Here is an 18,701-nt window from a genome sequence, read left to right on the forward strand (position 1 = left end):
ATACGCATCATGATTCGATTCAAACTGTTTGTGATGTCGGCGCTGATGATGCTGCTGGTCGTCGGCACGGCGATGGCGCAGACCGGCGGCACCGCGCCCGCGAGCAACGGCACGAACCTCAAGCTGCTGGCGCCGTTCGCGGTCGGCATTGCGGCGTTCGGCGGCGCGCTCGGCGACGGGCGAGCGATTGCCGGCGCTTGCGAAGGCACGGCGCGCAATCCCGGCGCCGGCGGGCGCATCTTCACGATGTTGCTGCTCGGCCTGGCGCTGATCGAAACGCTCGTGCTATTCACGTTCCTGACCCTGTTCCTCGTGTAAGCGAGCGCGAGCGGACACACAACGAGGGGGGCCGCCCGGGCTCCCCTTTTTCTTGCCCCGCGGAGATAATCCCATGCAATCATTTAGAGAAAGCATCATCCGACTCATCACCGAAACGTCAACCAACCTGCCGCCCGACGTGCGCCGCGCTATGACGGTGGCGCTTGAAACCGAAAACCCCGCGACCAGCGCCGGCACCGCGCTTTCCGTGATCGCCAACAATATCGATATGGCTTGCAGTGACGAAGCGCCGATCTGCCAGGACACCGGCATGCCGACTTTCGAGATCAAGACGCCGGTCGGCGCCAATCAACTGGTGATGAAGCGCGAGATTCGCGAAGCCATCAGCGAGGCGACGCGGCGCGGCAAGCTGCGGCCTAATTCGGTTGACTCGATCACCGGCGCGAACTCCGGCGATAACCTCGGCCCCGGCACGCCCGTCCTGCATTTCGATCAGTGGGAGAGCGAAGACGAGATCGAAGTCCGCTTGCTGCTCAAAGGCGGCGGCTGCGAAAACAAAAACATCCAGTACGCGCTGCCGACCGAATTGCCGCACCTGGGACGCGCCGGGCGCGATCTGGACGGCGTGCGCAAATGTATTCTGCATGCCATCTGGCAGGCGCAGGGCCAGGGGTGCAGCGCCGGCGCCATCGGCGTCTCGGTCGGCGGCGACCGCACGTCGGGTTATCAGCACGCCAAAGAACAGCTCTTCCGCACGCTCGATGACGTGAACCGTGACGAGCGGTTGGCGGCGCTCGAAGATTATGTCATGCAGGCCGCAAACACCTTGAACATCGGCACGATGGGCTTCGGCGGCGGCGTGACGCTGATCGGCTGCAAGATCGGCGCGCTCAACCGCTTGCCTGCGAGCTTCTTCGTTTCGGTGGCTTATGACTGCTGGGCCTTCCGGCGTCACGGCGTCGTCTTGGACGCCCGTACCGGCGAGATCAAACGCTGGCTCTACAAAGACGAGCAGCCGGCGAAAGCGATGGCTACCGGCGAAGGCTTCCGGCTGACCGGCAGCGAGCGCCGATTACGCGCGCCGCTCGATGAAGCGCAGGTGCGCGAGTTAAAGGTCGGCGACGTGGTGCTGATCTCAGGCGAGATGTATACGGGGCGCGACGCCGTCCATTCGCACTTGATGAAGCACGCGCCGCCGGTTGACCTGCGAGGGTCTGTGCTTTACCACTGCGGCCCTGTGGTGATGAAAGACAACGGCCATTACCAGATCACCGCTGCCGGCCCGACGACCAGCATCCGCGAAGAGCCTTATCAAGGCGACATCATCAAACGTTATGGCGTGCGCGCCGTCATCGGCAAAGGCGGCATGGGAAGGCGGACGCTTGAGGCGATGCAGGAGGCCGGCGCGGTTTACTTGAATGCCATCGGCGGCGCGGCGCAGGTCTATGCGCGCTGCATCGAAGAGGTGCTGGACGTGAACCTGCTGGAGTTCGGCATCCCGGAAGCGATGTGGCATCTGCGCGTCACCGACTTCCCAGCCATCGTGACGATGGACGCGCACGGCAACTCGCTGCACCAGGACGTTGAGCAGGCGTCGGCAACGATGTTGGGCAAACTGGCCGCGCCGGTCTTCTGAAACAAGTCATGAGCCACCGCAGCACATCGGACGAAGGCCAGCCGGCGCGGCTAGTCGAAGGCGAGGATTATTACGTCGAAGCCGGGCTGATGGTCTTCACCGCGCTCTACCATCTGAAGCGCGGCTATTGCTGCAACTCCGGCTGCCGTCACTGCCCTTACAAAGACTCGACCGCCGGCTGCATTGAAGAGTGACTTTATCCGTCGGCGGCTAGAGCCGCTCGTAGGGCGGGCCGATGATGACGAGCAACGCGCCGCCGATGCTGTAAGGTTTGTCGTGAATGCTGCCGGCGCCGGCGATGTGATAATCGCCCGGCCCCAGGCGGCTGCCGGCGACATGAAAATCGCCTTCGAGGATGATGCACTCTTCGACGCCGGGATGGCGGTGCAGTGTGCCGGTGCTGCCCGGCAACATCTTGACCAGCGAAGTAAACGTGCCGGTTTCGGGATTATTAAACAGCCGCTTCACTAGAACGCCGGGCGATGATTCAAACCACTGGCCCTCGTCTTTATACACGGTCGTCAACTGAACGGGCGCACCGGGCGCGACCGGCGCGAGTTGCGGCGCTTCGCTGACGAAATTCATCAACCGCTCAAAGACTGGCGCCGGCGGCGCGACCTCTGCCGCATCGTAAGCGAGACCGTGAGCCACTTGCTCCGAGGCGCGCAATTCGGTTTCGCAATCATTGCAGCCATCGGCGAGATGATCCTCAAAGGCGCGCGCTTCGTTCTGCGTCAGGGTGCCGAGCGCGTAGAGCAGCGCATGCTCTTTCATCTGGGCGGCGGCGCAAGTGCTCATAGCGGTTTCTCCATGATCGGCCTCAGAGCCTCGCGCAGTTTCATCATGGCCAGGCGTGTGCGCGTCTTGACGGTGCCGAGCGGTAGCTGGAGATGCGCGGCGATCTCTGTCTGCGTCATTCCTGAGTAATACGCCAGCTCGATGATCTCGCGTTGTTCTGCTGACAGCAGGTCGAGCGCGCCGCGAACGATCTCGCGCATCTCGGCGAGCGCGGCACTGGTTTCGGGGCTGATGGCGCTGGTTTCGCGGCTGGCGGTCGTGTCGCTCAGCTCGTCTTCCTGTTGCAGCGGCTTATCCGAACGCAGACGGTCAATGGCGCGGCTGCGGGCGATGGTGGTGATCCAACCCAGCGGCCCGCCGCGCGCCGGGTCATAACGCGCGGCCTGTCGCCAGACCTGCGTGTAGACATCAAACAGCACCTCTTCGGCAACGCTGCGGTCGCCGAGGATGCGCAGGACGAGACCGAAGACCAGCTTACTGGTGCCGTCGTAGAGCGCCGAGAGCGCCTGCTGATCGCCGCCGGCAATCTGGCGGATGAGCGCCGCAAAGTCCGGCCCCGACGAAGGCACTTCGGCGGCGTTGTGGCGAGTTCCGGTCAAACCGTTTCCACCTTTGCGAAGAGAATAACGCAGGGGATATGTCTACGATTCGTGCGCCATCATACAATCAAAGCGGCGGGTTTCCAAGAAGAAAGCGCTGATTTATTGCAGGTAGGCGTTGCAGTCGTAGCACCAGGTGAACGAGCCCTGGCGGGCGGGAAGCTCGCGGATGAGCGGGTGGTGCGCGGCGAGCGCATGGGCGCGGGCATGGCCTTGCGACGACTCGCAGCAGCCCACATGGCCGCACGTCATGCAGACGCGCGTTGGCGCCGTAGCGCCGCATTCGGCGCAGTTCGTGTTGGCGACGTTCAACGCTGCTTCACTGGTCGCCGCAAGGTGCGGGCATTCTGTCGTTTTCTTTACCGCCATCGTTGTTCTCCTGTTCAAGCCATTCGCCGCCGCTTCATCGCCGTCAGCGTGTTCTTCATCAGCATGGCGATGGTCAGCGGGCCGACGCCGCCGGGCACAGGCGTCAGCCAGCCGGCGACTTCGGAAACCTCGCGCGGGTTGACGTCGCCGATCAAGGTCGAGCCGTTCTTGTCAAAGGCCGCGCGCCGTCTGGCGTCGTCGCCATAAAACCGCTCCAGGTCTTCGCGCCTCGTCACGCGATTCATGCCGACATCAACGACGACCGCGCCCGGTTTGACGTAGCCGGCATCCACCATTCCCATGCGGCCTATGGCGGCAATCAAGATGTCCGCTTCGCGCGCCACTGCCGGCAGGTTTTCAGTGCGCGAATGGCAGACCGTCACCGTCGCGTGGCGGTGCAGCAGCAGCAGTGACATCGGCAGGCCGACGATGCGGCTGCGGCCCATGACGACGGCGCGCTTGCCCTTCATCTCGACCTCGTAATGATCGAGCATCTCCATGATGCCCGCGGGCGTGCATGGTCTCAGCCCCGGCTCGTTCAACATCAGCCGCCCGAGGCTCACCGGGTGAATCCCGTCCGCGTCTTTCGCCGCGTCAACCGAGTCGAGCACGGCGGTCGAATCCACCTGGCGAGGCAGCGGCAGTTGAATGAGGATTCCGTCAATCTCTTCGCGCCGGTTCAAGTCGTTAATCAGCGCCAGCATCTCGGCGGTCGTCGTCGTTTCAGGCATCTCGATCTTTTCGGAGTAGAGGCCGAGTTGTTCACAGGTTTTGACTTTGCTGGAGACATAAATCTGCGACGCGGTGTCGTTGCCAACCAGCACGGCGGCCAGGCCGGGGCGCAGGCCGCGCGCCGCCAGCTCCGTGACTTCTGCCGCGACCGCTTCTTTAATCGCCGTGGCAACGCGCGCGCCGTCGAGAATCTTCGCTGTCATTCTTCCATCCTCAAGGTCGAGTATACAGGGGTCAGGGGGCAGGGGCTAGGGCCGGCAGTTACACCGAGATGATTGCCACCGCGGCGTTTCTCCTAACCCTAGTCCCAGGGCCTATTCATTCTCGAATAACCATCGGATATAAACCGCCAAGACGCCAAGATCGCCAAGAAAAGCTCGGCGTTCTCTTGGCGTCCTTGGCGTCTTGGCGGTTCAAGTCCGGAGAATAAATAGACCCTAGACCCTAGCCCCCAATCCTCAGATCGTGTAACATCGGGAAGGCGTTATGTTCGTTCGCATTCGATCAATCCGTGCTAGCAACTTTCCAACGGGTGAGGTTATGAACAGGAAAGCGGTATTCGTAATTTTCTTCGCCATCCTTTTGGTGCTGGCGTCTGCCGGCGTCGCGCCGCGGCGGACGAGCGCGCAGTCGCCGATGTTCTTCGGCGCGACGCGCTTCCCGTCCCTACAGATTGACGGCAACGATCATCTCTACCTGGCCATGTCTGTAGCGACGGCGCCGGCCAGCGAGCATCGCCCGCACAGCCAGATATTCTTCACGCAATCGAAAGACGGCGGCACCACTTGGGACAACCTGCCGCAGACGCGCAACCTGTCCAACTCGCGCGGCGAAGCCTTCGGCCCGTCGCTGGTGGTCTCTAAAGATGGGCCGCTGCGCGTCTACATCGCCTATCACGACGAATCGACCGGCACCTATGAAGCCTACTTGCTGCGCACCAAGAAGAAGACCAAGTTTCGCAAGCCGCAGATTCTAACAGAGGGCGATGGCGGCGGTTTCTCGCCGCGTCTGGCGATGGACGCAAGCGGCAACCTGAACCTCGTCTATGGCGACACGACCGGCGGCGTCAGGCATGTCCGCTTCATGCGCTCGACCGATCAGGGCGAGACTTTTTCCGCGCCGCTGACGCTCTCCGGCGATTCGAATGGCGCCTTCGAGCCTGAAGTCGCGATGACACAGGGCGACGCCATCAACGTCGCCTGGGAAGACGCGGGCGCCGGCGCGAGCGTCATTCTGTTTTCGCGCTCGACCGACAATGGCGTGACCTTTTCGGCTCCCAAAAAAGTTTCCCGCGGCGACGGCAATGCCACCGAAGCGCACATCACGGCGGACGGCACAGGCCGGTTGAGCGTCGTCTGGGTGCAGGCGGTCGGCGACGCCAAGCACGCCTTCTATTCGCGCTCGACGGATAACGGCCAGACGTTTTCCGAGCCGTTACAGTTGACCACGGGGCCCGGCGCTTCGATCAGCAAGCCGCTGGCGCTGGCCTATAACAACGTCGTCTATGTCTCTTATCAAAACGAAGCGCCGAACCATATGCAGGTTTACCTGGCGAAGTCTGAAGACGCCGGCGTGACGTTCGCGGACGCGGTTCAGGTCTCGAACGCCGACAACCGCTGCGGGCGCGCTCACAGCGCCTCGATGGCGGTTGACAGCGAGGGCACGCTGCACATCGTCTGGATTGATGCCTCGCACGTTCAGGGCTGTAACGATGAAGGCTTGTTGTTCTACAGCCGCTCGTCGAACGGTCGCCGGTTCTCTAGCGAGCAACTGATCCTCGCAGCGATTTGAGCAGTAGGCAGTCAAGACATCCCTACAAATGCAGAAGGCAGCGAGTCGATTATCCTTAATCACGACTCGCTGCCTTCACTGTTTTCTAACTGCCTACTGCTTACTGCCTACTTCTTCGGGCTGTAGCCCTGCGGGTGATGCAGATGCACGTCCGCTTCGGCGCTGACATCAACGCGGCGGAAGCTGTTGCCGGGCGTGTCGCTGCGGTAAGTGATGACCCATTGCAAACCGAGAAGGTCGTTCAGCTCTTTGAAGTATGGGTCGAAAGAAACGAAGATGAAGCCTGAGTAGAAGGCTTCGCCGCCGGTTTCGTCAGCCAGGCGGTTGAGTGAGCTCTGCCCGTAATTGGCTTCAAGGCGGCTGAAGCTGGTCAGGCCGACCGACGGCGCGTAGAACGAGAAGACCGCAACGCCGCGCCGCTGCGCCTCGCGAATGGCGCGCTCCAGGTCAGGCGACCGTAAGGCGCTGGCCGCTTCCACCCCACGCGACGAATCCAGCCCGTCCGTGACCATCAGCACCAGCCGCCGCCCGGCAGGTTGGCTGTCGAATCGGCGCAAGCCTTCGAGCAGCTCGACGTAAGGGTTGAACGGCGCGGCGTCGCTGCTGCTGCGCAGGATGCGCAACGAATCGGCGGCGCGGGCGCGGTCGGTGGTAAAGTCCTGGGTCACGCGCATCGCGCCGGCGGTGATATAGCCAACCATCACCCGCGAGCCTTCGGGCAGTTGTCGAATGAACCGCCGCAGTCCGTCCAGCTCATTATTGACGCTGCCGACGAGGTCGTCTTGAATAAGCACGGCGATGATGGGCGGCGCTTCGGCTGCGGATTTGACCGAGACGATCTTCTGCGCGGCCCTCTCTTCGCGCACCAGGAAATCCTCGGCGCGCAGCTTTGCGGCTTCCCTGCGCATCTTGTCATTGTGGGGGTGCGCGGTGACGACGATGGTGTGCTCGGTGCCATCAGCCGCCCTGACCGCGAGAATGGGCGTGAGGATGAAAACGACCGCCGTGAGCGCGGCGGCGAATTGGTTTTTGCTGCACATACTTCTACCTCGCTTCCGCGGCTTCCGCGCCGCTTCGTTGGTTCAAACAATCCTCTACCTTTATTCTAACAGAACCGCGCAACGACTGACGCGAGGCATGTGGCCAATGACGATGTGAGTTTATCTACAGCAGAAGAAAGAAGAAAAACGCGCCCGGCAGGGCTCGAACCTGCGACCTCCAGATCCGAAGTCTGGCGCTCTATCCAATTGAGCTACGGGCGCATTGACTTGATGAGAGATTAACGCCAAGCCTTCGGCAGTGTCAAACCACGCAGCAAGGCGCGACGTGGCCAGTATGACAGCGGTTGCTCAAGATCACCCGTTAGAACGGCGCGATAGAGCTGGCCTGATTGTGTGGGCGGTATAGCTCGTTAAAGTCGCGGACGCTGCGCTCGAAGATCGCCTGGAACGATCCGGCGTCTTCCGGGTGTATCGTCAGATTCACGCCATTAGCGAATGCCAGATAGGTGTCGAGCGTGCGCAGTTGCGGCGACATCAGCACGACATAAGTGCGGCGACGCACCTGCGGCGTCAGCGTGCTGACGTACTGCATCATCGCGCCGCCGCCCTGGTGCTCGTTATCAAAGAGCGGACTGAGAACGATGACTTCGGCGCGCGACTCGTGGAAGATTTCGATGGCTTCGGGCGCGAAATCCGCGGAGAAGACTTCGTAATGCGAGGAGTCGAGCGACAGGCGCAGCTTCTCTCTGATCGCCGGGTCCTCGACACAGAACAGGACGCGGCGGCGCTGCCACTTGGTATCCGCCTGTGGCTGCTGCGCCTGCTTGATGCCGCTCGTCAACAGCTCGACGAGCTGGCGCAGCGGGTCGGGCTCGGTCGCCATGACCTGCGGCTCAAGCAGCCCGGTCGTGCCCGGCAGGCGCGGCTCTTCTTTTGGCGGCGGCACAATCGTCACCGACTGGCGGCAGCGCGGGCACAACACATTGAACGATTCGGTCGGCAGCCGCTCGTCATCAAACGTCAAACTCATCGCGCATTGCGGACAGTTGGCTATCATCGTCGCTTTACCTTTCCACCAGGTTGGCCATGCGCTGGCGGGCGAAAGATTCCGCCGAGCGCGGCACGTAGTTGCGCTCCTCGCGCCGGCTGAGCATGTCGTCGCTGGTGCCAAGTCCCGACAATCGCAGCAGCAGGTTCGAGGGATTGGTCGCAAACGCCAGGCCGTCCTCTTGAGTCACCGTGCCATTGCGGATCATGCGCTCGATCACCTGATCGAAGTGCTGCATGCCTTCAAGCTCGCCATCGTTCATGGCCTCAAGCAGAGTCTTGCCTTCGGTCTCGCCCTGCTCGATGTACTCGCGGGTGCGCGGCGTCCCTTTCAACATCTCGACTGCCGCAATCCGCCCGCTGCCATCGGCGCGCGGCAGCAGGCGCTGCGAGACGATGTAGCGGAACGAATTCGCCAACCGCGTGCGGATGACATGCTCTTCGCTCTTCGGGTAGATGCCGATGATGCGGTTGACGGTCTTCGAGGCATCGGTCGTGTGTAAGGTGGATAACACCAGGTGGCCGGTCTCGGACGCTTCGAGGGCGATCTCGGTGGTCTCCATGTCGCGCATCTCGCCGACCAGGATGACCTTTGGCGCTTGCCTGAGCGCGGCGCGCAATCCGAGCGCAAACGACGGCGTGTCGGTGCCCAGCTCGCGCTGGTTGATCGTTGATTTCTTGTGTGAATGCAAAAACTCAATCGGGTCTTCGATAGTGACGATATGATAGCTGTATTCCTGGTTGATCTTATCGATGATCGCGGCGAGCGTCGAAGATTTGCCCGACCCTGTTGGCCCGGTCAGCAGCACGATGCCGTTCTTCAAGTGTGAAATATCGCTGAGCGCGGTTGGCAGGCCGAGGCTTTCAACTGTCGGCACACTCGTCGGAATAACCCGCATGACGATGCAGACCGAGCCGCGCTGCTTAAAGATATTGACGCGGAACCGCACCTTGCCCGGTATGGCGTAACTGATATCGGTCGAGCCGGTCTGGATCAATCGGCGCGCGGCGTCGGTGTTGCCTTCGAGCAACGCCATGGCAATGATCTCTGTGTGATAAGCCGCCAGGCTGCGCAGCCCTTTGATCTCGACGGGCGTAAGCTTGCCGTTAATTTCGACCTGCGGCGGGCGGCCTACGGAGAAGTTCAAGTCGGAGATGTTTTCCGCCGCCGCGAGCATTTTTTCGAGGATCGGCGTGAGGTCGAAGAAACTCATTCTTGACTCCAGGGATGCGCTCTACGAGCGAAAGTATGCGAAGGTCGCGTGGGGTCTGGAACCGGCAAAGGGGCAGGCATTGGGACAGCGAGGGCAGCCGCCGCAGCAGCATCGACAAGATACGTCAGGCGGATTTAAAGGGCAATACTTATTTCAGAAGGCAAAAGGCAAAAGTAAAAAGGCAAAAGGCAAAAGTGCGGAGCCGGATCAATAGATAAGAAGAGGCACCGACGAAAGCACCCGATCCTATCTATTCATTCCCCTGCCGACCTTTTGCCTTTTTACTTTTGCCTTTCTAACGGGCGCGGCTGCGCTCTGTGCGAATGACCATCTCGGTTCCGGGGTCGAGGATCAGTTGTTTGTTGCCTTCGATGTAGACGGTGCCGACGCCTGCGGCGCCGCCGATGATTGCGCCCAAGACCGCGCCTTTGACGCCGCCGGCGATGCCGCCAATGATCGCGCCTGCCGCGCCACCAATCGCGCCGCGCGTCTGCGACTCTTTGGTGCGGCTGCCGGTCTTGACGTTACCTTCCTCGTCCACTTCTTTGACGGTCTCGGATTCGATGATCTTTTCCAGGCTCGCCGTCAAATCGGCACCGCGGTCACGCAGCCGAATCGAATCAAAGGCCAGCGCCAGCTCTGTGCGCCCGCTCACTTTGCCCGACGGATTGAGCTTATCAATGTGGCCTTCGACAATCGCGCCTTCGTACGCGCCCGGCGTCGTGACTTCGGCGGTGAAGCGGTCGCCCGGCCGATTCTGCTTCGAGTCAATCCGCGAAGTCAGCCGCAGGTTGAGCTGCGTGCCCGCTGGAATGTCGAGCGGCACGCTAGGGCGGGCGTCACGGCGCGAGTCGTCACGGCGCGGCTCGTCACGGCGCGGCTCGTCACGGCGCGGGTCATCACGGCGCGGCTCGTTGCGCGCCTGGTCATCGCGCCGGTTCTCATCGCGCTGTCCCTCGCGGCGCGCCCGCTGCGCTGCCGCGAGCGCCGCCGCCTTGGCCAGCACCGCACCGTTCGTCGGCGACACAGGGTTGCGCGAGCGCCCATAGTAGCCGTCCATATAGCCGAATTCGACGCCGAGCGTGTAAGCCTGCCGGTACTCTTCAGAGTCGGCGAGTTTCGGATCGTAATTCTGCTCACGATTCTGAAATACCTGGTTGTTGCGCAGGTCGCGCGGCGTGCCGCGACCGTAATCGTCCTGGCCCGCCTTGAAGCCGGCATCGTAGCCGCGCGCATAGCCTTGATCGTAAGGCGTGGCGGGCGCGGGCGGCGGCGGCAACGGCTTGGCCGCCGGCGCAGGGCGCGCCGTTGGCCGCCGCGTCTGCCCGAGCGCCGGCAGCGCGGCGACGGTCAGCAGCACAGCGGTCAAAACAATCGATAAAACGGTTCGCACATCTCTTGACATCGCAGTCTCCTCCTTTGATAAGAAACCAGTTAACCGGGAGAATTCGACGAGCTTCTGTAATGAATGATTTGACTGAACGAAATTGGCTGACAGAGGCAATGTAACAGTCTGCCGCCGCGCAAAGCAAATCTCTCAACGCGGGCGGACGCTTGCGCGGCGCGCATTGATTCTCGCCGCCGCCGTCCGTATAGTACGCTGTCGCCATGAAGATTCACCCGACAGCGATCATCCACGACGGCGCGCAACTCGGCGCTGATGTCACAGTCGGTCCCTACGCCATTATCGAAAGCGACACGACGATTGGCGCCGGCACAGAGATTCGCGCTCACGCCTGCGTAAAGCGCTTCACGACGCTTGGCCGCGACAATGTGATTTATGAGGGCGCCATCATCGGCGGCGAGCCGCAAGACCTCTCCTTCACGGGCTGCGAAAGCCATGTGCGCGTCGGCGACCGCTGTGCGATACGCGAAGGCGTGACGATTCATCGCGGCACGCAGCCGGGGTCGGCGACGGTGATCGGCTCGGATTGCTACCTGATGGCTTACGCGCACGTTGCGCACAATTGCCGCCTGGGCGAGCGCGTCATCCTCGCCAACAATGTCGCGCTCGCCGGTCACCTGGAGATCAGCGACCGGGTCTTCATTTCAGGCGGTGTCGTCGTGCATCAATTCTGCCGGCTGGGGCGGCTGGCGATGATTGGCGGCAACGCGAAGATCGTTCAGGACTGCCTGCCGTTTGTGACCACGGATGGCGTGCCGGGGCGGGCCTGCGGGTTGAACGTCGTTGGATTGCGCCGCGCCGGCTTCACGGCAAGCGAGCTGCGGGCGCTCAAGGAAGCGTATCGCTTGCTGCTGCGCGCCGGCTTGCCGCTCGACGCAGCCTTGCAGCAGTTGGGTCAGATGAACGACGCCAACGTCAATGAGCTGATTCAGTTCGTGCGCGGCTCAAAGCGCGGGTTTTGTCATGAATGATACAGACGCTGGCCTATAGCGGATTGCCTTGCCTTGTGGCGCAATCTGTTAGATTGCGCGAGTCCGTGCGTAATCTAACAGATTGCGCCACACCTGATTGAATACCGCTCTAATGCTTAAGCTCGGACTCGACCACGGCGACCTGTAGCGGCGCGATGGCCATCTCGCGCGGCGCTTGCTGCATCTCCGGCAGCGCCGCCTCGCCGCTCGACGACAGGGCGGCGCCGAGCAGCGCCGCCGCTTCTTCGAGCAAACGTTGCTGATCCGTCGTGTAGACCGTCAGCCGAGACGAATAGAGCGTCACCACGCCGAAGCGCTGCTTGTCGCGCAGCACAGGGAAGGCCGCCAGCGTGCGATACTCGCTGAACCTCTCCGCCAGCGATGACGGCAAATCGAGTTTCGGGTCGGTGTTGGCAAAGGCTTTGCGATTCGCCAGCACCCAGCCGGTAACGCCTTCGCCCATGCCGATGCGCCGCCCCTCAAGCAAGGCCCCGTGCGCGCCCGCCGCGTAGACGACGCGAGGCTCGCCGGTTTCCGGCGCAATCAGGGTGAGGGCGCAGGTGTCATAAGGCACCACCGTCCGCAGTTTTTCGGTGAACGCCGCCAGCATCGCTTCATAGCCGCGCGCCTGGATAACGACTTGCGCCAGATCACAGAGCGCCTTCACCTCGTCGTGGCCGACGCCCGCCGCCTCTTCTTTCTTCTCTTCGGCAAACCCGGCGGCGGGCGGCACCTGAAGGGCGGCTTCAGATAATTTTTCCGTCGCCTCGATGCCAAACGTCGGCAGCGGCTTGTCGCGCGCCGCCTGGATTTCGGCCTCGAACTCCGGCAGGTGCGCAATAAAAGTGCCGACGATGCGCGGGTCGTACTGCGTGCCGCTGCCTTCCATAATCAACTGGATGGCCTCGTCGCGCGTCAGCCCCTTGCGATACTGGCGGTCTTCGCGCACCGCGTCGAAGCAATCAACCACCGAGAGAATGCGCGCCGTCAGCGGAATCTCTTCTTCTTTCAAGCCGTCGGGGTAACCCTTGCCGTCCCAACGCTCGTGGTGGTGGCGGACGACCGGCACGATGGGATAAGGAAACTCGACGCGGCTGAGAATCTGTGCCCCCGCCGTCGTGTGCAGTTTCATCTTTTCGAACTCGGCGGCGGTCAGCTTACCCGGCTTGTTGAGGATGTAATCGGGCACGGCGATCTTGCCGATGTCGTGCAGCAACGCCCCCGCGCGCAAGGCTTCGACTTCCATCTCGCTACAGCCGAGCAGGCGGGCGACGCCCGCGGCGTAGACCTGCACGCGCATGACATGCTCGTGAGTGACGGCGTCCTTGGCGTTGATGGCGACGGCCAGCGCTTCAATCGTCTGGCGGTGCGCATTTTCCATCACCGCCACGCGCTTGCGCACGCCGTCCTGGTATTGATGGTGGCTGAAATAGATCGATAGCAGCACCGGCGCGCCGATGACTGCGGTGACCAGCGGGTTGTGCTGAAAAGCGATGTACATCACACTGCTGGCGGCGCTGATCGGCAGAAACAGCGGCGCCGCGCGGAGAAAGCCTTTCAGGTGGTCGAAGACCGGCAGGCCGTGGCGCAAGGCGATGAGCGTTGATAGCAGGATGATGTTGGTGACGACCTGTACGAAGCTGCCGACGAGAATGGCGACGGTGACGGCTGGGAGCGGATACTTCCCATCGCCACTCGGTTCCTGAAAGCCGTAGTGCAAGACGGCGTTGAGCGCGGCGGCGCTAATGCCTGCGCCCGCCGACATAATGGCCGACGAGAAGAGATAGCTCGACCACCGCCGCCGCGTCCGCACCACCGACGTGAAGCCTTCGATCCCCGACACCAGCACCGCCGGGAAGACGCCGCCCCAGCAAGCGATCAGCAGCACGACGGCGTCCGACAACGTTACCGTAACCTTCTCACGCGTGAAGCGCTTGCCAATGGGCAAATGGACGTGATGCGAGAAGAAGCCGACGACGACCGTGACCGGCGTCAGCGCCAGGATGGTGATCTGCTCGCGCAGCGAATAAGCCCAGGCCACCCGCGCCAGCGCCATCACCCATAACGTCAGCCCGACGACCGTCACGGCGTTTTGATAAATATAAAGCTTTCTCTCTTTTGTCATCACTCACCCTCTGGGGCCCACACATAGAATTTCGGCACCGAACAGGTCGCTGCGAGAGCGTTATTACAGCCTCTATTCTCTGTGAGGCAGGGGCGCTCGAACCGGTCAGCACTTTATTCGTCGGCGGGCCGCTTTCAGCGGCCGCCTGTGCTGATTTTTTTTCTTAAATCTTTGGGGAGCGGCAATGTTAAAGCGCGTGTCTCCGATTGTCGCAAGGTATTTTACTGCAAGCCGCGCGCCGCGCATAGACAAAAAACGATCTGTAAGTTTTACAACATTAATTCGCCTCGGCGGATGCGGAAAGGCGCTGCCTTCGGTCAGCTTGCCCGACGCGCTTTCGTCAATTTGACAAAAAAGAGAATCGGCAAGCTACTTCTGTCTGTTGCTTTCACCACAGCGCCAGGCTTCGCCTTGAAGGCGTAAGCGTTCGAGGGTCGCTTGCAAGGCGGCTTGCTGGACTTCGGTCTCGGCTTTGCGGGCGTGACGCGCCACATAGATCGGCGCGGCGACAAAGACGGCGGCGCGTGTGAATGGTCTGGGAATTTGCAGGCGATCCCAACTGGGCAGCTCCCAGTAGCGCCTTAGCGCGACATGAAAAGGCAGGATGGCCTGGCCCGTGTGACGCGCCAGGGTCACGGCTCCGGGCTTGGCAAGGTAGGCCGGGCCGCGCGGGCCGTCAATCGTGAAGCCGGCGTCCATGCCGTTGAGCAGGCATGCGGCCATCTCCGAGAGCGCCCGCTGGCCGCCGCGCGTCGCCGAGCCGCGCGCCGTGCCGTAGCCGAAGCGCTTGATGAAGCGCCCTGTATATTCGGCATCGCGGCTGCGGCTCGACATCACGACGATGCCGCGCCCGCGCCAGAACCATGTCGCGCCAAAGATGCACGCATGCCACGAAGTGAAGATCGCCCGGTGGCCGCTCGCGTGAATGGCCGTGAGATGCTCGGCGCCATGCGCCTCCCAGCGCACCGTCGAACAAATCACTCGAATCAGGATGAAGAAGAAGAGGTCGGCGGCGCGGATGACGATCCGCTCGCGCCAGTTGAAGTGGTTAAGCGACGATTGCCCGTAGACGTGGCGGCGCAACGCTTCCACGGAAGCGTCTTCGATACCCGCGCGCTGGTCGGTCTGCATCATCGGTTCAGACTCTATGCGGCGGCATCTATGGCTGTCAATTCAACGGTTGGTCGAAGTTCGTTTACGGCGTCGTTGAAACGACCGGTCAGCGGGAGGTTCAGGTTAATGCGCGCATCGAAGTCTGGCGGGAGACATGGCCGGCACCGCAGTGGCGCAGAAGTTGACGACTGCGCGGCGGTGCCGGCGCTCGGATGGTGGCGTGCCGGCGCTTCAGTGGCGCTACTCTTTCTCGGTCTTGAAGATGTTTCCGTCAAGGGCGTTGACCCAGTAATGCGTCACCGTCGGGCTCGCCTGGTCGCCGGATAACACGACGACGTGATAAAAAATCACGCCGTCTTTCCCCAGCTTGTCGGGCGCCTCCCAGTGTTCGCCGACGAGCGTGCATTCCAGAACTTTTCCGCCCTGTTGATTGGTTGCGGTCTGGATGGCTTGATCCATCGTGACCCTTGCCAGGCGAGCAAGCTCGGCTTGTCGTTTCGAGCGGGCTTCGCGCTCTAGCCGCTCGTACTTTTCGTGCGCCTCCATCTCGGGTAGCGTCTGAAATGCGTGTTGTTGAGCGTGTAGAATTACAAAAGCCCTAGCTGTCCACGTTGTACCCGGCAAACAGGGCTGAAATACTAATCTCCAAAGCGCACGCCAACTTCTCGACATTCTCAATCGAGACATTCCTAATGCCGCGCTCAATGTCGGCAACGTAGGTGCGATGCAGCCCCGAACGCTCCGCGAGCTTTTCCTGTGAGATGCCAAGCTCGTGCCGTCGTTTCCTGACTGCCGCGCCGAACCGCTCTTTAATGGTTGGCTTCCCCTTGCGTTTGATTCATTCATTTCAGCCGAATGCAGGAAATGCGTCTACAGGAAATAAGTGACAATTAGCCCTTCCTGTAGTATGCTGTGGATCAATATGGGGCCGACGGATAAGCCATTTGAAAGCAACGGGCAAAGGCCAATAGAGGTCACACCAGAGCAATTGCTTATCATCATCCTTAAAGTGGTCTTCAAAGACAGAACCACTGATGAGGAAATCGAGCGTATCTGCTCAGTCTATTTTAAAGCCCTTGAGGACTTGTGGGGAAAGCCGTAAAGCCCGTCCCCTGTGTGATTGACATTCCTTTGGCGCGGGCGTAGGGTAAGCACGCCACTACTTATGGCAATACCTCCAAGAAAGGAGGCGCTATGCTAGAGCTAGAACTAGCCCTTCGCATAGTTGAGCTTCTTCTTCTTGGGGTGAGCATCACGCTCCATCTCAGAGGCAGAAGCCGAAAAGATAGGTAGCGAGTTTAGCGGCGGGTGTAATAACTCGCCGCTTTTTCTTTCGCTGACATGTGTTGACGGGCGGAAGCTGGCATGTATATCAGCAGAGGATTACCCCACTACCGGCCCATTGACAAAGCCGGAAGCCTGAACGTAACCTTTATTTTGAATCTTTTTGAAGCTCAGCAACGTTTCTCTCTACGCCTATGAAGCCAAGCATCTATCCCGGCATTGCTCCCGAAGACGATACCGACATCGAAGTCATTCTGCCCGAAGAGCCCGTGACCTCGGCGGGCCTGTGGTCAGAGATTAAATCGATCACCCGCGACATCATCTTCGCGGCGGTGATGGCGGTGCTGATCGTCGTCTTCGTCGTCCAGCCCGTCAAAGTCGAAGGCACCTCGATGCAGCCGCGCCTTGAAAACGAAGAGCGCATCTTCGTCAACAAGTTCAAGTACAACTTCGAGGCCATCCAGCGCGGCGACATCATCGTCTTCTGGTTCCCGGACGACCCGAGCAAATCGTTCATCAAGCGCATCATCGGATTGCCGGGCGAACGCATCGATATGGACGCGCTCGGTCGCGTGACGATCAACGGCGTGCCGCTCGATGAATCCTATCTCGCCCCGGAGCGCAACCAGATGGCGCGCAATCGCTGGGCCAGCGTGCGCGAGGATTGGAAGAACATCAAGCAGCATTATTACTTCGTCATGGGCGATAACCGCGACATGTCGAATGACAGCCGCTCGTGGGGTCTGGTGCCGGAAAAATATATTTACGGCAAAGCCATGTTCCGCTACTGGCCTTTGCAGCGCATGGGATCGCTCGATTCGACCGCCGACTACGACCCGGAACAGCAGTGAAGGAGGAGGCAGGAAGCAGGAAGCAGTTTTCAGTCCCGTAGGGACGCCATGTTTATAGTCACCGGGGATAAACAAGAACCAAGCCCCGTAGGGGCGCAATGTCTAGATGCCGCTCCTACCGAGCTTGAAGCACAAGCCGACTCGATGACTATAAACATCGCGCTCCTAACGGAGCTTGGCAAACTGCCTCCTGCCTCCGGCCTCCTGCCTCCTGATTACTGATGCGTCTTAGACTCAAACCGCTTCTGACCTTGCTCTACAACCCGTCGCGCGGCATGGCGGAAATCGCGGCGGCGGCGCCTTACATCTTCGGCGCACTGTTGGCGCTGCTCGCGACGTTTCTTTACCGTGATATTCTGAGCCGCGACCTCTTGCGCAGCTTCACCGCAATGAACGCCCGCCCGAGCCAGCCGGGAATGGTGGCGCCGATTATCTTTCTCTTCGTCCGCTGCCTGAGCCGCCTTGCGGCAAGCGCCTCGCCGATCTTCTTCCTCATCGTCGTCTTCACGCCGGCGTGCATACTCGCGGCCAACCTGCTTGACCGTCGCGCCAGTTTCAGCGTGCGACTGCGGCAGGAGTACGCGCCGCTGGTCAGTTGCGCGCTTTACGCCTGGGCGGCGGCGAACCTGCTGATGACCATTCCGGCGGCGCTGATCTATCAGCCGGGCGCTGAGTACCGGCAGATAGCCGGAACCGTCTTGCAATACGCGCCGGTGCCCTACTTTCTTTTCCTGATGGTCTTCGCGCTGTACGCGGCTTTGCGGTTGAGCGCCGGCCAGGCCATCGGCGCAACGGCCATCGGCGCATGCTCGTTTGCCGTGCTGATCGTCGTTCCGGGCGCGCTGCTGCGATTGCTAAGCTCGCCCTTCCTGCTGATCATGTTCATCCTGCTGCTCAGGAATTTCTTCGGCGACCTGATCGGCCAGCAGCGCGCCCGCGAAGACTTCAAGCGCCACCTCGAAATCGCCACGCTCAATCCGGCTGACGCCTCGGCGCATTACAACCTCGGGCTGATCTATCAACAGCGCGGCCAGCTCGACGAAGCGCGCCGCAGTTTCAGCCGCGCCGTCGAGATCGATCAGAACGAAACCGACGCGCACTACCAGCTTGGCCGCATCAGCCGCGAGGAGGGCCGTTTCAGCGAAGCCATCCAGCATTTCGACGCCGTCGTTCAGCGTAACCAGGACCACAGTCAGAGCGAGGTCTGGCGCGAGGTCGGGCGCACCTATTTCGAGGCCGGGCAGACCGTAGACGCCGCCGCCGCCTTCGAGCGCTTCCTGGCCCGCCGGCCTTCGGACGCCGAGGGCCATTACCGCTACGGGCTCGTGCTGGCGCAGCTCGGTCGCTCGGAAGAAGCCGCCGCCGAGATGCGCGCCTGCATCGAAGCGGCGCGCACCGCGCCGGCTTATAAGTACCGCACCGAAAAACGCTGGGTGAGCGACGCCGAAGCCTTTCTGCGCTCGCTCGCCGCCGACCGGTAGCGGTA

Annotated in this window: 19 protein-coding genes and 1 tRNA gene; 7 read left to right on the top strand and 13 right to left on the bottom strand. The window is 61.4% G+C overall.

Annotated elements, in window-relative coordinates:
• Positions 1 to 9: 9 nt before the first annotated feature.
• The 3 genes from VJ464_00325 to VJ464_00335 all read left to right on the top strand — a co-directional run bounded on the left by VJ464_00325 (position 10) and on the right by VJ464_00335 (position 2,109).
• Positions 10 to 318 (top strand): ATP synthase F0 subunit C, encoded by a 309-nt coding sequence (locus tag VJ464_00325; protein ID HKQ03546.1) that lies wholly within the window; start codon positions 10 to 12, stop codon positions 316 to 318.
• A 73-nt stretch (positions 319 to 391) separates the two neighbouring features.
• The gene (locus VJ464_00330; protein ID HKQ03547.1) at positions 392 to 1,915 is read left to right on the top strand and encodes a FumA C-terminus/TtdB family hydratase beta subunit; all 1,524 of its coding nucleotides are present in this window, start codon (positions 392 to 394) and stop codon (positions 1,913 to 1,915) included.
• 8 nt (positions 1,916 to 1,923) lie between these two features.
• A complete protein-coding gene (locus VJ464_00335; protein ID HKQ03548.1) occupies positions 1,924 to 2,109 on the top strand; it encodes a DUF5522 domain-containing protein in 186 nt (61 codons plus the stop codon).
• A 16-nt stretch (positions 2,110 to 2,125) separates the two neighbouring features.
• On the opposite strand, the gene VJ464_00340 is transcribed toward VJ464_00335, so the two are convergent.
• The 4 genes from VJ464_00340 to folD all read right to left on the bottom strand — a co-directional run bounded on the left by VJ464_00340 (position 2,126) and on the right by folD (position 4,616).
• Complete coding sequence (locus VJ464_00340) at positions 2,126 to 2,713, bottom strand: cupin domain-containing protein (GenBank protein ID HKQ03549.1); 588 nt, start codon at positions 2,711 to 2,713, stop codon at positions 2,126 to 2,128.
• The gene (locus tag VJ464_00345; GenBank protein ID HKQ03550.1) at positions 2,710 to 3,312 is read right to left on the bottom strand and encodes a sigma-70 family RNA polymerase sigma factor; all 603 of its coding nucleotides are present in this window, start codon (positions 3,310 to 3,312) and stop codon (positions 2,710 to 2,712) included. The genes VJ464_00340 and VJ464_00345 overlap by 4 nt, the downstream gene beginning before the upstream one ends.
• 102 nt (positions 3,313 to 3,414) lie before the next feature.
• Positions 3,415 to 3,681, bottom strand: a complete 267-nt coding sequence (locus VJ464_00350) for a UBP-type zinc finger domain-containing protein (GenBank protein ID HKQ03551.1) — start codon at positions 3,679 to 3,681, stop codon at positions 3,415 to 3,417.
• Positions 3,682 to 3,695: 14 nt separating this feature from the next.
• Entirely contained in the window at positions 3,696 to 4,616 is a 921-nt protein-coding gene (gene folD, locus VJ464_00355) for a bifunctional methylenetetrahydrofolate dehydrogenase/methenyltetrahydrofolate cyclohydrolase FolD (GenBank protein ID HKQ03552.1), read from the bottom strand.
• Positions 4,617 to 4,953: 337 nt separating this feature from the next.
• Between folD and VJ464_00360 the strand changes: the two genes are divergently transcribed.
• Positions 4,954 to 6,204 carry a sialidase family protein gene (locus VJ464_00360; protein HKQ03553.1) on the top strand — a complete coding sequence of 417 codons (1,251 nt, stop codon included), beginning with the start codon at positions 4,954 to 4,956 and terminating at the stop codon, positions 6,202 to 6,204.
• Between the two features lie 107 nt (positions 6,205 to 6,311).
• Here the strand turns inward: VJ464_00360 and VJ464_00365 are convergent, their stop codons facing one another.
• The 5 genes from VJ464_00365 to VJ464_00385 form a co-directional block, all read right to left on the bottom strand.
• Positions 6,312 to 7,244 (bottom strand): hypothetical protein, encoded by a 933-nt coding sequence (locus tag VJ464_00365; GenBank protein HKQ03554.1) that lies wholly within the window; start codon positions 7,242 to 7,244, stop codon positions 6,312 to 6,314.
• Positions 7,245 to 7,392: 148 nt separating this feature from the next.
• A tRNA-Arg gene (locus tag VJ464_00370) sits at positions 7,393 to 7,466 on the bottom strand.
• A 100-nt stretch (positions 7,467 to 7,566) separates the two neighbouring features.
• A complete protein-coding gene (locus tag VJ464_00375) occupies positions 7,567 to 8,235 on the bottom strand; it encodes a hypothetical protein (protein ID HKQ03555.1) in 669 nt (222 codons plus the stop codon).
• 34 nt (positions 8,236 to 8,269) lie between these two features.
• Positions 8,270 to 9,466 (bottom strand): PilT/PilU family type 4a pilus ATPase, encoded by a 1,197-nt coding sequence (locus VJ464_00380; GenBank protein HKQ03556.1) that lies wholly within the window; start codon positions 9,464 to 9,466, stop codon positions 8,270 to 8,272.
• Between the two features lie 295 nt (positions 9,467 to 9,761).
• Positions 9,762 to 10,871: a hypothetical protein gene (locus VJ464_00385; protein ID HKQ03557.1), complete on the bottom strand. Its 1,110-nt coding sequence runs from the start codon at positions 10,869 to 10,871 to the stop codon at positions 9,762 to 9,764.
• 203 nt (positions 10,872 to 11,074) lie between these two features.
• Here VJ464_00385 and lpxA point away from each other — a divergent pair, with 203 nt between their 5' ends.
• A complete protein-coding gene (gene lpxA, locus VJ464_00390; GenBank protein HKQ03558.1) occupies positions 11,075 to 11,842 on the top strand; it encodes an acyl-ACP--UDP-N-acetylglucosamine O-acyltransferase in 768 nt (255 codons plus the stop codon).
• 109 nt (positions 11,843 to 11,951) lie between these two features.
• On the opposite strand, the gene VJ464_00395 is transcribed toward lpxA, so the two are convergent.
• The 4 genes from VJ464_00395 to VJ464_00410 all read right to left on the bottom strand — a co-directional run bounded on the left by VJ464_00395 (position 11,952) and on the right by VJ464_00410 (position 15,918).
• Positions 11,952 to 13,967 carry an HD domain-containing phosphohydrolase gene (locus VJ464_00395; protein HKQ03559.1) on the bottom strand — a complete coding sequence of 672 codons (2,016 nt, stop codon included), beginning with the start codon at positions 13,965 to 13,967 and terminating at the stop codon, positions 11,952 to 11,954.
• Positions 13,968 to 14,336: 369 nt separating this feature from the next.
• The gene (locus VJ464_00400) at positions 14,337 to 15,101 is read right to left on the bottom strand and encodes a lysophospholipid acyltransferase family protein (GenBank protein ID HKQ03560.1); all 765 of its coding nucleotides are present in this window, start codon (positions 15,099 to 15,101) and stop codon (positions 14,337 to 14,339) included.
• Positions 15,102 to 15,320: 219 nt separating this feature from the next.
• Complete coding sequence (locus VJ464_00405) at positions 15,321 to 15,626, bottom strand: hypothetical protein (protein HKQ03561.1); 306 nt, start codon at positions 15,624 to 15,626, stop codon at positions 15,321 to 15,323.
• 52 nt (positions 15,627 to 15,678) lie between these two features.
• On the bottom strand, positions 15,679 to 15,918 hold the full coding sequence (locus VJ464_00410) for a helix-turn-helix transcriptional regulator (GenBank protein ID HKQ03562.1): 240 nt from the start codon (positions 15,916 to 15,918) through the stop codon (positions 15,679 to 15,681).
• A 640-nt stretch (positions 15,919 to 16,558) separates the two neighbouring features.
• Between VJ464_00410 and lepB the strand changes: the two genes are divergently transcribed.
• Positions 16,559 to 17,215 carry a signal peptidase I gene (gene lepB, locus VJ464_00415; GenBank protein ID HKQ03563.1) on the top strand — a complete coding sequence of 219 codons (657 nt, stop codon included), beginning with the start codon at positions 16,559 to 16,561 and terminating at the stop codon, positions 17,213 to 17,215.
• A 221-nt stretch (positions 17,216 to 17,436) separates the two neighbouring features.
• Entirely contained in the window at positions 17,437 to 18,696 is a 1,260-nt protein-coding gene (locus VJ464_00420) for a tetratricopeptide repeat protein (protein HKQ03564.1), read from the top strand.
• Positions 18,697 to 18,701: the final 5 nt, after the last annotated feature.

Source organism: Blastocatellia bacterium, from assembly GCA_035275065.1.
In the GTDB taxonomy this organism is placed as follows: Bacteria; Acidobacteriota; Blastocatellia; order UBA7656; family UBA7656; genus DATENM01.